Consider the following 13,269-nt stretch of genomic DNA (forward strand, 5'->3'; position numbering starts at 1 on the left):
CGCCTCAATCCAGCTTCAGCACCTCGCCCGCGAGGTAGAGGCTGCCGCAGATCAGCACCCGGCCCGGCGCCTCCTCCGCCTGGATGCGCCGGAGCGCCGCCCGCACATCCGGCCCCGGCTTCGCCACGCCGCCGCTGGCGGCGATGATGTCCTCCACCGGCATCGCGAGGTGCTGCCCGGGCTCGGAGACCGCCCTCACGCTGGTGGCGAGCGGCAGGATGGGGGCCATGAAGCCCGCGGCCGTCTTGCCCTGCTTCATGCCGATGACGAGGTGCAAAGGCCGGTCGCGGAACTCCTCCAGCGTGGCCGCCAGCGCCTGGCCGGCGCCCGCATTGTGCCCGCCATCCAGCCAGAGTTCCCAGGGGGCAGGGGGGGCGAGCCGCCCGCGCAGCCGCTGCATGCGCGCCGGCCATTCGGCGGCCGCCGCGCCCCGGATGATGGCGTCCTCGTTCAGCCAGGCCGGGTTCCAGGCGCGCAGGGCCGCGATGGCGATGCCGGCATTGTCCGGCTGGTGCGCGCCGCGCAGGCCGAGTTCCGGGATGGTGATCTCGCCCGCCGCATCGGTGTAGCGATGCGCCGTGCCCGCACGCTCCATCCGCCAGGCCGCATCGCGGGCCAGCAGCGGCGCCCCCAGCTCCGCCGCGCGCGCGGCGATGACGGAGAGCGCCTCGGGCTGCTGCCGCCCGGTGGCGCAGGGCACGCCCGGCTTGATGATCCCGGCCTTCTCGAAGGCGATCTTGCCGATCGTGTCGCCCAGGAATTCCATGTGGTCCATGGAGATGCTGGCGATCGCCGTCGCCGCCGGGGAAGCCACGACATTGGTCGCGTCGAAGCGGCCGCCGAGGCCGACCTCCAGCACCAGCAAATCCGCCGGGACGCGGCTGAAGAGCAGCAGGGCGACGGCGGTGGTGATCTCGAAGACGGTGATGGGCGTGTCGCCATTCACCCGCTCCACCTCTTCCAGCGCGTCGCTCAGCGCGTCCTCGCCGACGAGTTGGCCCGCCAGCCGGATGCGCTCATGGAAGCGGACGAGGTGGGGCGAGGTATAGACATGCACACGCCGCCCCGCCGCCTCGCCGATGGCGCGCAGGAAGGCGCAGGTGCTGCCCTTGCCGTTGGTGCCGGCGACATGCACCACGGGCGGCAACATGCGCTCCGGGTGGCCGAGCTTGCCGAGCAGCGCCTCCAGCCGCCCCAGGCTCAGGTCGATGAGTTTCGGATGCAGCGCGTGCATCCGCTCGATGATGGCCTCGGAGCGGCCCGATGTGGCGCCGCTCATGCCGCGGCCGGCGCTTCCTCGGCGGCGCGCAGCAGGCGGATCACCCGCGCCAGAGTCTCCCGCATTTCGGCGCGCTTCACCACCATGTCGAGGATGCCGTGCTCCAGCAGGTATTCCGCGCGCTGGAAGCCTTCGGGCAGCTTCTCGCGCACCGTCTGCTCGATCACCCGCGCACCCGCGAAGCCGATCAGCGCGCCCGGCTCGGCGATCTGGATGTCGCCCAGCATGGCGAAGCTGGCGGTGACACCGCCCGTCGTCGGATCACACAGCACCACGATGAAGGGCAGGCCCGCATCCTTCACCATCTGCGTCGCGATGACGGTGCGCGGCATCTGCATCAGGCTCACCGCGCCCTCCTGCATGCGCGCGCCGCCCGAGCTGGCGAAGACGATCAGCGGCGCGTCCTGCAGGACGGCGAGACGCGCGGCGGTCACGATCGCCTCGCCCACGCCCGCGCCCATGGAGCCGCCCATGAAGGCGAATTCGAACACCGCGACGACGGCGCGCTGCCCCTCGATCTGCCCATGACCGACCACCACCGCGTCATCCATGCCGGATTTGGTCTGGGCGTCGCGAAGCCGCTCGGAATAGCGGCGCTGATCGCGGAAGCGCAGCGGATCGGCCGGCGCCTTGGGCAACTCGATCTTCTGCCAGCCCTCATCCAGCGTGGCGTCGAGCCGCTGCTTCGCCGAGAGACGCATATGGTGGCCGCAATGCGTGCAGACGCGGAGGTTCTTCTCCAGATCCGTCTGGAAGATCATCTTCTGGCAGCTCGGGCATTGGTGCCAGAGATTGTCCGGCATCTCGCGCGAGGTGCCGAAGAGCGTCTTGATCTTGGGCAGCGCCCACTCGGAAATCCAGTTCATATTCGTGCCCTCAAACGCCGGGCGCCAGCTCCGCCGGCTTGGCTTTCGGCCCTCAGACATGGTGCGCCGGTCCGACGCTCATCGCGTGGCCGCCGGCCGCGGTGCGGCCGGATCCTCGGAGCGCTGCGACAGGAGGGAGATGGCGGGGCGGGGGCCTGGGGTCAAGCGGGAAGGACGCCGCCCCAAACTCCCTGATGCGCGGCCGCGCCCGCCATGCTAAAGCCTCGGCATGCCGAGAGTGGCAGCCGCCAGGCTGCGAACCCCGGCCCCTGCCAGCCGGCCCTCCCCCCGGGTCGAACCACGGTCCCCCCCGAGCGGGCCAAAATCCAGCGCGCGCCCCGCCGCGCCGAAGCGCCGCCGCAGCCTGGGCGGGCTGCTGCTGCGGCTCGCCATCATCCTGCTCATCTGGGGCCTGCTCGCCTTTGGCGCGCTGCTGATCTGGTTCACGCATGACATGCCGCGCGTGGATTCGGCCCTCACCCACCAGCGCCGCCCCAGCGTCACCCTGCAGACGGCGGAGGGCGGCCCGCTCGCCAACCAGGGCGATCTCTATGGCGAGACGCTGCGCCTGCGCGACCTGCCGGCCCATCTCCCCGCCGCGCTTCTCGCCATCGAGGATCGCCGCTTCCACCAGCATTTCGGCCTGGACGTGATCGGCCTGGCCCGCGCCGCCTATGCCAACTGGAACGCGGGTGACGTGGTGCAGGGCGGCTCCACCCTCACGCAGCAATTGGCGAAGAACCTCTTCCTCAGCCCGGCCCGCAGCACGCGGCGCAAGGTGCAGGAGGCGATCATGGCGCTCTGGCTCGAGCGCCGCTTCACCAAGGACCAGCTGCTCGAAATCTACCTGAACCGCGTCTATCTGGGCGGCGGCGCCTATGGCGTGGATGCGGCGGCGCGCCTCTATTTCGGCGTCTCGGCGCGGCGGCTGACGCTGCCCCAGGCCGCCATCCTGGCCGGCCTCCCTCAGGCCCCCTCGCGCTACAGCCCGCGCGCCAACCCGGACGGCGCCATGGCCCGCGCGCGGGACGTGCTGGCCGCGATGGTCGCCACCGGCGCCATCACCCCGGATCAGATGGAGCGCGCCGTGCAGGAGATGGCGATCCCGCCGCGCCCCTCGCGCAATGGCGGCTGGTTCGCCGACTGGATCTTCGAGGACATTCCCGCCGCCTTCCCCGGCAGTGCCGACCTCGTGATCCGCACCACGCTCGATCCGCGCTGGCAGAACGCCGTCGAAACCCGCCTCGCCGCCCTGCTCGACCAGGCCGGGCGCGAGGCCAGGGTGGGGCAGGGCGCCGTGGTCGTGCTCGATGCCAATACGGGGGCCGTGCGCGCCATGGCGGGCGGGCGCGACTTCCGCCGCAGCCCCTTCAACCGTGCCACCGATGCGCGCCGCCAGCCCGGCTCCACCTTCAAGGCGATGGTCTATCTGGCCGCGCTCGAACACGGCGCCTCGCCCTTCGACCAGGTGGCCGACGGGCCGCTCAGCATGGGCCGCTGGTCGCCCTCCAACGGGCATTGGCGCACGCGGGGCTCCATCACGCTGGATGAGGCCTTCGCCCATTCGGTGAACACCGCCGCAGTCCGGGTGATGCAGATGGGCGGCGGCCCGCGCGGCGTCGCCGATGTGGCGATGCGCCTCGGCGTCCAGGGCCGCTTCCCGCGCGACGCCTCCATCGCACTGGGCACGGGCGAGGTGAAGCTGATCGACCTCGCCGCCGGCTATGCCGCGATGGTCAATGGCGGCCGGCGCGTGACGCCCTACGGCATGCAGCGCGTGGAGGCTGAGGGCCGCACGCTCCCCGTCCCGCGCACCGTGCCCGCCCAGGTGATCAGCTCCGAGGCGGCCGAGCGCATGCGCAACATGATGGTGAGCGTGGTCCGCAACGGCACCGGCCGCGCCGCCGCCATCCCGGGTCTCGTCACCGGCGGCAAGACCGGCACGACGCAGGATTACCGCGACGCCTGGTTCACGGGCTTCGTGCAGATGCCCTCCGGCCCGCTCGTCATCGGCGTCTGGCTCGGCAATGACGACAACACGGGCATGGATGATGTGCGTGGCGGTACCCTGCCGGCCCGCCTCTTCCGCGAGATCATCGAGGCCGCGCGCGCGCCCTGAGCTTGGCGCAACCCGCCGCCTCCGGGCCTGTTCTGAAGGCATCGCCCTTCAGGAGACAGGCCCCATGTCCAAAGCCCATCTGCCCCCCGTGCCCCCGGCGAACCGCTCGCCCAAGGGCGGCGCCGCGCGCAGCGATACCACCGCCGACATTCCCGCCGAGCAGGCCCGCGAGACGGCGCGGAACCGCGACCGCAACCTCGCGCAGCAGGGCCGCCAGGGGAACATCGCGCAGAACAGCAACAACCAGGGCCGGCAGCAGGACCGCTGACGATGAGCAAGCCCCGCAGCACCCAGAAGAACAACGATCCGCATGGCGGCGGCCCCGGCAGCAGCCACCAGGGCGGCGCGCACGGGCACGCGACACGCGAGGAGGACGCGGCGGAGCCCGGCCCGCCCACCAGCACCGGCCCCTCCCGCGTCTCGGGCGGCGGGGGCGAGCGCGACAGGGCGCATTCGCATGACCCGGCGGTGAAGAGCTCGAAGCACAGCGCCTCGAAGCGGGGATAGAGTCTGATCGTCTTTGGTGGCGTCACCAAAGGCGTGAATCAGCCTCTCGGCAACGCCTACTTCCGAAGCTCCATCTGGATCGGCCCCTCGCGCTCGCCGCGCGCGAACTGGTCCACCATGGCGTTGCCCGTTTCGCCGAGATGCTCGGCGCTGCCGGTCCAGACGATGCGGCCCTTGTGGATCATCGCGGCGTCATCGCCGATGCGCCTGGCACTCGCCATGTCATGCGTGATCGAAAAGGCGGTGGCGCCGAGCCGCTCCACGCAATCCACGATGAGGCCGTCAATCACCGCCCCCATGATCGGGTCGAGGCCTGTCGTCGGTTCGTCGAAGAAGATGATGTCGGGCTGCGCGGCCACCGCGCGGGCCAGCGCCACGCGCTTCTGCATGCCGCCCGAAAGCTCGGCCGGCGAGAGATCGCCCACGCTCGCGGCGAGGCCCACCTGCGCCAGCACCTCGGCCGCCTTGTCGCGCGCGGCGGCGCGGGTGATGCGCTTCTGCGCCAGCAGCTTGAAGCAGACATTCTCCCAGACCGGCAGGCTGTCGAAGAGCGCGCCGTTCTGGAACAGCATGCCGATGCGGTCGCGCAGCGCCGTGCGGTCCCGCCGCGAGAGCTTCGAGATATCCTGCCCATCCACCTCGATCAGCCCCTCATCCGGCGTGATGAGGCCCAGGATGCACTTGATGGTGACCGACTTGCCGGAGCCCGAGCCGCCCAGCAGCACCATGGAATGTCCGGCCCGCACATCCAGGTCCACGCCATCCAGCACGCGCTTCGGCCCGAAGGATTTCGTGAGGCCCCGCAGCCTGATCTTTGGAGTGGCGGACGCGCTCATCGGCTGAAAAACGCCTCGGTGATCACATAGTCCAGCGCGAGGATGAGAATGGAGGAGGCCACCACCGCCGCCGTCGTCGCCTGGCCCACGCCCTGCGCGCCGCCCCGGCTGTTGTAGCCGCACCAGCTGCCCATCAGCGCGATGACGAAGCCGAAGACCGCGGCCTTCACCAGGCCGCTGACCACGTCCATCACCTCCAGCACGTCCCAGGTGTTGTCGAGATAGGTCTGCGCCACGAAGCCGAGCTTCACCGTGCCGATCAGGAAGCCGCCCAGCACGCCCAGGATGTTCGCCACGATCACCAGCAGCGGCATGGCCAGCGTTGCCGCCACCAGCCGCGGCGTGACGAGATACTTCATCGGGTCGGTCGAGAGCGTGGTCAGCGCATCCACCTGGTCGGTCACGCGCATGGTGCCGATCTCGGCCGCCATGGCCGCGCCGATGCGGCCGGCCACCATGAGCGCCGCCAGCACCGGCCCCAATTCGCGCGTGACGGAGAGCACCACCACGCTCGCGATCGCGCTCTCGGCATTGAAGCGGGAGAAGCCGGTGAAGCTCTGCAGCGCCAGCACCATGCCGGTGAAGAGCGCGGTCAGCGCCACCACGGGCAGGGAGAAATAGGCGATCTCCACGAAATGCCGCCAGAACTGCCGGAAATGGAAGGGCGGCCGCACGAGGTGCGAAAGCCCCACCGCCGCAAAGATCGCGACATCGCCGAGGGTGCGGCAGGCGCCGATCAGGCCACGGCCGACCAGCGCGAGCGCGTCGAGGAGCCTGTTCATGCCGGGAGGTAGTCCCGCTTGAAGCGCCGCCCGAGCGAGGTCAGGAGCTCATAGCCGATGGTGCCCGCCATGGCCGCCACGCTGTCGGCATCCTGGTGCGGGCCGATGAGCTCGATCCAGCGGCCCGGCTTCAGGTCCGTGATGCCGGTCACGTCGAAGGTGGTCAGGTCCATCGAGACGCGGCCCACCAGCGGAAAATCCTGCCCGCGATAGCGGCCCTTGAGGCGTCCCTCTACCGCGCGCGGCAGGCCGTCCGCATAGCCGATGCCGATGGTGGCGATGCGGCTCGGCCGCGTGGCGAGCCAGGTGCCGCCATAGCCCACCGTCTGCCCCGCCGGGATGTCGCGCAATTGCAGAACCTGCCCGCTCAGCGTGAAGACCGGCTCCATCGGGTTGGGCCGCCCCGGCGTCGGGTTCAGGCCGTAGAGCGCCGCCCCCGGCCGCGCCAGCTCGCTGCCGAAGCGGGGGCCGAGGAAGATGCCCGAGGAATTGGCGATGCTGCGCCGCGCGCGCGGCAGGCGCAGGCAGGCCTCGTTGAAGCGATTGAGCTGCGCGAGGTTCAGCGGGTGATGCGGATCCTCGGCGGCGGCGAGATGCGTCATCACGTAGAGCAGCTCGACGCCATCGAGCAGGGCTGGTTCCTCCGCCAGCCGCTCCAGCTCGTCGGCCGAGAGGCCAAGGCGCGACATCCCGCTGTCCACATGCAGGATGGCCGGGCCGGAATGGGCCGCGATGTCGTCCAGGCTGTTCAGCACGGGCGTCAGGCCCGCATGCTTTCCGGGCGCGAAGCCGCCCAGCACCGCCACCATCGGCCCCTCGCCCAGCATGGCGCGCAGCGCCTCGCCCTCCTCGACGGTGGCGACGAAGAAATGCCGGCAGCCGGCCTCGCGCAGCGCGCGCGCGATGGGGGCGGCGCCCAGCCCATAGGCATCGGCCTTCAGCACGGCGGCGACGGCGCCGCCCGCGTGGATCTCGCCGAGGCGGCGCCAGTTCCGCACCACCGCGCCGCAATCAATGGTCAAAAGGCCATGGGGCATTCAATCGCCATAGCTTTGCTCATGCGTGGTGTCGAGATCGCCGAATCGGGTGAACTCGGCCTCGAAGAAGAGCGGGATGGTCCCGGTGGGACCATGGCGTTGCTTGGCGATGATGAGGTCCGCCTTGCTGTGGGCGCGTTCCATGTCCTGCTGCCAGCGGGTCATGGCGTCCTGGAACTTGGCGTCGTCGGGGTAGTTGGTGATCTTCGGTTCTTTTTGTTTCAAATAGTATTCGTCGCGGTAGATGAACGAAACGCTGTCGGCGTCCTGCTCGATCGAGCCGGATTCACGCAGGTCGCTCAGCTGGGGCCGCTTGTCCTCGCGCTGCTCGACGGCGCGCGAGAGCTGGGAGAGCGCCATCACCGGGATGGAGAGCTCCTTCGCGATCGCCTTCAGCCCCTGGGTGATCATGCTGATTTCCAGCACGCGCGATTCCGGCCGCGTGCCGGCGGCGGGCCGCATGAGCTGGAGATAGTCCACCACCAGGAAGCGCAGCCCCTTGGTGCGCTGGATGCGCCGGCAGCGCGTGCGCAGCGCCGAGAGCGTGATGGCCGGCGTGTCGTCGATCAGGATGGGCAGCTGCGCCAGCTCGCGGCTGACGCCGACGAAATGGTCGAATTCCCGCTGGCTGATCTCGCCGCGGCGGATGCGGTCGCCCTGGATGCGGCTGGCTTCCGAGAGCAGGCGGTTGGCCAGCTGGTCCGCGCTCATTTCCAGCGAGAAGATGGCGACCTGCCCGGGCTTGCCGCCCGTCTCCTCCGCCTCGCGCAGCAGGGCGCGCGCCGCGCCGAAGGCGATCTTGGTGGCGAGCGCGGTCTTCCCCATGCCGGGGCGCCCGGCCAGGATCATCAAATCGCTGTCATGCAGCCCGCCCATCTTGGCGTCGAGGTCGCGCAGCCCGGTCGAGAGGCCCGAGACGCCGCCGCCGCTCTCCTTCGCCTTGGCGGCCACTTCGACGGCGCGGATCAGCGCGCGCTCGAAGCTGATGGCGCCGCCCTCGCTCGCCTTCTCGGTCGCGAGGTCGAAGAGCTGCTGTTCCGCCGCCTCGATCTGGTGCTTGCCCTCCAGCTCGGGCTCCGAACCAAAGGCCCGGTTCACCACCTGCTCGCCCAGGTCGATCAGCTGGCGGCGGATGTAGCAGTCATGGATCAGCTTGCCGTATTCGCCCGCATTGACGATGCCGACCATGGCGCCCAGCAGCTGCGCCAGATAGGCGGGGCCGCCCACCTCGGCCAATTCGCCCGTGTGCTCGAATTCGTGGCGCAGGGTGACGGCATCGGCCAGCTGGCCATTCTCCACCCGGCGGCGGATCGCGGCATAGATGCGGCCATGGATGGCGTCGGCGAAATGCTCGGCCTCCAGGAATTCGCTGACGCGCTCATAGGCCTTGTTGTTGGCGAGCAGCGCGCCCAGCAGCGCCTGCTCCGCCTCCAGGCTCGCGGGCGGCAGGCGGGAGCCGAGGCCGAAAAGCCCGCGATCATCGGGAGGTGGGGGGATGCTGTTCATCTGCCCCTTCCATACTCCCGCGCCCCGCCCGAAGCCATGGTCATCGCCTGTGGATAACGGGGCTAACTCCCATTCCCCCACGCGGGCCCGCGCATCACCGCAACGCGGCCCCCCGCATCACCGCAACGCGGGCCCGCGTGTCGCCGCAACGCGGGCCCGCGTGTCGCCGCAACGCGGGCCCGCGTGTCGCCGCAACGCGGGCCCGCGCAAGGCGTTGAACCGCCTCACACCAGGAAAGGAGAGCGCCATGAGCGGCATGCGGGAGCAGATCGAGGAGCATATGGAGGTCGTCGGCAGCTGCGGCATGCATGTCGGCACGGTGGATCATATGGAGGGCGATCGGATCAAGCTGACCAAGGGCGATGATCCCGATGGCGGCGGGCATCACCACTACCTGCCGCTCACCGCCATCGCCCGCGTCGAGGGCGGTCGCGTGGTCCTCACCATGAATCACGAGGAAGCGCTGCGGGCACGCACGATGTAACGCCTCAGGCGCGGGTGAAGACCAGCCCCCGCGCCCGGCTGGCGTTCACCACCATGCTGCGCCCATCCTCGGCCAGCACCGCATCCGCCCAGCCCTCGAAGAGCGAGGAGGGCATGGCGACGCGCAGGTGGCGCGGCCCCAGCGCGGTGATGGCCGAAGCAGGCCCGCGCCGCACCGGGCCTTCCGCCTGCATCACGCCATCCGCGATGCGCCAGACGGCGGCCAGCTCCGCGCAATGCCAGGTGCCCTCCAGCGCGGGCGGCGGCAGAGGCACGGCGCGGCGGAAGAGGGCGCGGTGGCCGGCATCCAACTCCACCTCCATCGCATCGCCCACGGGCAAGCTGGCCAGGAAGGGAAAGGCGCCGCGCCGCGCCTTCATGCGGCCATCGGCGGTGGGGGTCAGCGCGAAGGGCACGCCATGCATGCGCGCCGTGCCCTCCGCCGTGATGTCCAGGGACAGCCCGTCCGACTCGCTGACCCAGCTGCCCGTCATGGCGCTGTGGTCCAGCGCCGGCGGCTCCGGCTGCAGCGTCGGGTCATTCCCCAGCGCCGCCTCCAGCACCTGCAGCGCCATGTGGTGCGGATCGAGCGCGGCGTTGTTCGTGAGCGCGATCACGGTCAGTCGCTTGTCGGGGACGCGCAGGAAGGCCGTCTTGTAGCCGGGCCAGAGCCCGCCATGGCTCACCAGCCGCAGCCCGCGCCAATGCTCCACATCGAGGCCCAGCGCGTAGCGGTTCATCGCGCCGCCGGTGAACGGGGCGGTGGCCTCGAGCCGCGTCTCGATCTCGCCGCCCAGGCCCCCCACCGAGAGGCTGCGCGCCCAGAGCGCCAGATCCTCCACGCAGGAAACCAGGCCGCCCTCGCCGCCCAGCGGGAAGCCATGGCGCGCGGTGGTGAAGCCGCCCGCGCCGTCGGGCAGGTAGCCGGTGGCGAGGCCGCGCACCGGCCGCGCCAGGTCCGGCGTGTGGCGCGTGCGCGTCATGCCGAGCGGCAGGAAGATGCGGCTCTCCAGGAATTCCGCGAGGCTCAGGCCGGAGACGCGCTCGATGACGCGCCCCAGCAGCCAGAACCCGCTGTTGGAGTAGAGAAAGCGCGAGCCGGGCGCGAAGTTCAGCGTGGTTTGGCGCGCGATGGCGGCGTTCAGATCGGCGGGCGTGACGGGTGTCGCGAGGTCCGCCCCGCCCAGGCGCAGCAATTCCAGCATGTCGCGCAGGCCGGAAGAGTTGCGCATCAGGTGATCGAGCGTGATGCTGCCGAGCGATTCGGGCAGCTCCGGCAGATGCCGGCGCACCGGATCGCCGGGGCTGAGCAGCCCGTCACGCTCCAGCAGCAGGATGGCGGCGCAGGTGAATTGCTTGGAGACGGAGGCGATGCGGAAGCAACTGGTGACGCCGAGCGGCGCATGCAGGTCGAGCGAGGCGAGGCCGACCGAACGCCGCAGCAGCAGCACGCCGTCCCGCGTCACGCCGATCGTCGCCCCCGGCTGCTCCGCGAGCGGGGCGAGCATGAGGCCGACCCGGCGTTCCAGCCGCAGCAAATCCAAATCCCGCATGTCCCGAAAACTCCCTGGCGTGAACCTCCTACACGAAATTTCCGACTCCACCACATGGTTATTCCCGTGCGGGTGGTGATTCTGGGCGCCGGCGGCCATGGGCGCGCCGTCTGCGAGGCCGCCTGGGATACCGGCTTCGCGCCGCTGGGCTTCCTGGACGCCCGCGCGCCCCTGCCGCCCCTGCTGGGCCTGCCCGTCCTGGGTGACGAGTTGGCGCATGATGGCGGGCCGCTGCTGATCGCGCTCGGCGGCAACCGCCTCAGGCTGGAGGCGGCGGCGCGGCTGGCCTGCCCGTTGCCGGTGCTGCTGCACCCCTCCGTGACCCGCTCCCGCAGCGCCGAGATCGCGGAGGGCGCCGTGGTGATGCCGCGCGTGGTGCTGGGCGCCCTGGCGCGCATCGGTCGCCTCGCCCTGGTCAATACCGGCGCCATCATCGAGCATGACGTGGTGCTGGAGGAGGGGGCGCATGTGGGCCCCGGCGCCGTGCTTTGCGGCGGTGTGCGGGTGGGGGCGCGCGCCATGGTCGGCGCCGGCGTCGTGGTGGCGCCCAACCTCACCATCGGGGCCGATGCGGTGGTGGGGGCGGGTACGGCCGTCCTGGCCGATGTGCCGCCCGGCACCGTGCTGACCGGCGCGGCGGGTCATCCCCCCTCCTGAGACGTCTGAGACAAAGCGTGACACGGGGTTGCATTCCAACCCCCGAAGCGCATGTCGGGATTTATTGCGCGGCGTTCCGGAAGCTTTAAGCTTTCCTGGGCGTGATGATGGAGTATTGCTTGGCGAGGCCCGGTTTTGCCCCGGGCGGCGCCGCGTGCCATCAGCGGAGCGTAGACGTGAAACATTCGGGCGCATCAGGCATGGGCGCCCGGAACCACTGGGAATGAGGCTCGCTGGATGAAGCTCAAGGTCGGGACCACCGCTGCCGTGGCGGGCGCCTTCGCGGCGGGCATCATCGTCGGCCCGCTCGTCGCGGCCTGGGCGCAGGGGGCGGGCGATGGCGGCCGCGCCGAGACCTACCGCCTGCTCCAGCTCTTCGGCGACGTCTTCGCCCGCGTGCGCGCCGAATATGTGGAACCCGTGCAGGACCGGGACCTGGTGGAGAACGCCGTGAACGGCATGCTCACCGGCCTCGACCCGCACAGCGCCTATCTCAACCCGCGCAACTTCCGCGACATGCAGGTGCAGACGCGCGGCGAATTCGGCGGCCTCGGCATCGAGGTGACGCAGGAGGGCGGCTATATCCGCGTCATCTCGCCGATCGACGAGACGCCCGCCGCCCGCGCCGGCATCCGCCCCGGCGACTTCATCACCCACCTCAACGGCAATTCCACGCAGGGGATGACGCTGCAGGAGGCGGTGGACCAGATGCGCGGCGAGCGCGGCACCGCGATCCGCCTCACCGTCCGGCGCGAGGGCGAGCAGCGCCCGCTCGAAATCTCCATCACGCGCGACGTGATCCGCCCGCAGGTGGTGCGTTTCCGCCTGGAAGGCAATGACATCGCCTATATCCGCATCACCTCCTTCAACGAGCAGACCGAGGTGAATTTGCGCCGCGCCATGACCACGCTGCGCCAGCAGGCCGGCGGCAATCTGCGCGGCGTCGTGCTCGACCTGCGGAACAACCCGGGCGGCCTGCTCGACCAGGCGGTCCAGGTGACGGATGACCTGCTGGAACAGGGCGAGATCGTCTCCACCCGCGCCCGCCGGCCCGAGGATGCGCAGCGCTGGAACGCCCGCGCCGGCGACATCACCCAGGGCCTGCCCATGGTGGTGCTGATCAATGGCGGCTCCGCCTCCGCCTCCGAGATCGTGGCGGGCGCGCTGCAGGATCACCGCCGCGCGGTGGTGCTCGGCACGCGCAGCTTCGGCAAGGGCTCGGTGCAGACCGTCATGCCGCTCGGCGGCAACAATGGCGCGATCCGCCTGACCACGGCGCGCTACTACACCCCCTCCGGCCGCTCCATCCAGGCGACCGGCATCGAGCCCGATTTCGAGGTGCGCGCGACGCGGCAGGATGCCCAGACCGCCGCCGCCGCGCCCACGCGCGACCGCGAGCAGGACCTCCGCCGCTCGCTCCGTGCCGAGGGCGCCAATACGCCCGCGCCGCCCACGGTCACGCTGCCGCCGCTCAACCTGCCCGCCTCCATCACCGAGCGCGTGCAGAGCCAGCCGCCCGAGGGCTGGCCCGCGCTCGACATCACCAAGCCCGAGACGGATTTCCAGCTGCAGCAGGGCCTCTCGCTGGTGCGCGCCATGGCCGCCAACCCGCAGCGCCGCGCGCAGCGCTGAATGACCCATCCC

General features: G+C 70.7%; 13 protein-coding genes. 6 read left to right on the forward strand and 7 right to left on the reverse strand.

What is annotated here, in order from left to right:
* Positions 1 to 4 precede the first annotated feature (4 nt).
* Both ACQ860_RS16885 and accD read right to left on the reverse strand, forming a co-directional pair.
* Entirely contained in the window at positions 5 to 1,279 is a 1,275-nt protein-coding gene (locus ACQ860_RS16885) for a bifunctional folylpolyglutamate synthase/dihydrofolate synthase (RefSeq protein WP_431304498.1), read from the reverse strand.
* The gene (gene accD / locus ACQ860_RS16890) at positions 1,276 to 2,145 is read right to left on the reverse strand and encodes an acetyl-CoA carboxylase, carboxyltransferase subunit beta (protein WP_318648946.1); all 870 of its coding nucleotides are present in this window, start codon (positions 2,143 to 2,145) and stop codon (positions 1,276 to 1,278) included. The genes ACQ860_RS16885 and accD overlap by 4 nt, the downstream gene beginning before the upstream one ends.
* Positions 2,146 to 2,374: 229 nt before the next feature.
* On the opposite strand from accD, the gene ACQ860_RS16895 reads away from it, so the two are divergent.
* From ACQ860_RS16895 to ACQ860_RS16905, 3 genes are all read left to right on the forward strand, one after another.
* On the forward strand, positions 2,375 to 4,264 hold the full coding sequence (locus tag ACQ860_RS16895; RefSeq protein ID WP_431304499.1) for a transglycosylase domain-containing protein: 1,890 nt from the start codon (positions 2,375 to 2,377) through the stop codon (positions 4,262 to 4,264).
* A gap of 64 nt (positions 4,265 to 4,328) precedes the next feature.
* Entirely contained in the window at positions 4,329 to 4,532 is a 204-nt protein-coding gene (locus ACQ860_RS16900) for a hypothetical protein (RefSeq protein WP_431304500.1), read from the forward strand.
* A gap of 2 nt (positions 4,533 to 4,534) precedes the next feature.
* Positions 4,535 to 4,771 (forward strand): hypothetical protein, encoded by a 237-nt coding sequence (locus ACQ860_RS16905; RefSeq protein WP_431304501.1) that lies wholly within the window; start codon positions 4,535 to 4,537, stop codon positions 4,769 to 4,771.
* Between the two features lie 56 nt (positions 4,772 to 4,827).
* Here ACQ860_RS16905 and ACQ860_RS16910 read toward each other — a convergent pair whose 3' ends face one another.
* Genes ACQ860_RS16910 through ACQ860_RS16925 form a run of 4 tightly spaced genes read right to left on the reverse strand, consistent with a single transcriptional unit; the run spans position 4,828 to position 8,932 of the window.
* Positions 4,828 to 5,607, reverse strand: coding sequence for an ABC transporter ATP-binding protein (locus ACQ860_RS16910; RefSeq protein WP_431304502.1), 780 nt, complete (start codon positions 5,605 to 5,607; stop codon positions 4,828 to 4,830).
* Positions 5,604 to 6,389: an MlaE family ABC transporter permease gene (locus ACQ860_RS16915; RefSeq protein WP_431304503.1), complete on the reverse strand. Its 786-nt coding sequence runs from the start codon at positions 6,387 to 6,389 to the stop codon at positions 5,604 to 5,606. The genes ACQ860_RS16910 and ACQ860_RS16915 overlap by 4 nt, the downstream gene beginning before the upstream one ends.
* Positions 6,386 to 7,426, reverse strand: coding sequence for an alanine racemase (gene alr, locus ACQ860_RS16920; protein WP_431304504.1), 1,041 nt, complete (start codon positions 7,424 to 7,426; stop codon positions 6,386 to 6,388). Before alr ends, ACQ860_RS16915 begins: the two co-directional genes overlap by 4 nt.
* Entirely contained in the window at positions 7,427 to 8,932 is a 1,506-nt protein-coding gene (locus ACQ860_RS16925) for a replicative DNA helicase (RefSeq protein ID WP_431304505.1), read from the reverse strand.
* Positions 8,933 to 9,179: 247 nt separating this feature from the next.
* Here ACQ860_RS16925 and ACQ860_RS16930 point away from each other — a divergent pair, with 247 nt between their 5' ends.
* Complete coding sequence (locus tag ACQ860_RS16930) at positions 9,180 to 9,416, forward strand: DUF2171 domain-containing protein (RefSeq protein WP_431304506.1); 237 nt, start codon at positions 9,180 to 9,182, stop codon at positions 9,414 to 9,416.
* Between the two features lie 4 nt (positions 9,417 to 9,420).
* Here the strand turns inward: ACQ860_RS16930 and ACQ860_RS16935 are convergent, their stop codons facing one another.
* Positions 9,421 to 10,968, reverse strand: coding sequence for a serine hydrolase domain-containing protein (locus ACQ860_RS16935; RefSeq protein WP_431304507.1), 1,548 nt, complete (start codon positions 10,966 to 10,968; stop codon positions 9,421 to 9,423).
* 54 nt (positions 10,969 to 11,022) lie between these two features.
* Between ACQ860_RS16935 and ACQ860_RS16940 the strand changes: the two genes are divergently transcribed.
* Together ACQ860_RS16940 and ACQ860_RS16945 are read left to right on the forward strand one after the other, a co-directional pair.
* Positions 11,023 to 11,625, forward strand: a complete 603-nt coding sequence (locus ACQ860_RS16940) for a NeuD/PglB/VioB family sugar acetyltransferase (RefSeq protein ID WP_431304508.1) — start codon at positions 11,023 to 11,025, stop codon at positions 11,623 to 11,625.
* Positions 11,626 to 11,862: 237 nt separating this feature from the next.
* Positions 11,863 to 13,257 carry a S41 family peptidase gene (locus tag ACQ860_RS16945; RefSeq protein ID WP_431304509.1) on the forward strand — a complete coding sequence of 465 codons (1,395 nt, stop codon included), beginning with the start codon at positions 11,863 to 11,865 and terminating at the stop codon, positions 13,255 to 13,257.
* The last annotated feature ends 12 nt before the right edge of the window (positions 13,258 to 13,269 follow it).

The sequence above is a fragment of the Sediminicoccus sp. BL-A-41-H5 genome, from assembly GCF_050632405.1.
GTDB lineage: Bacteria > Pseudomonadota > Alphaproteobacteria > Acetobacterales > Acetobacteraceae > Roseococcus.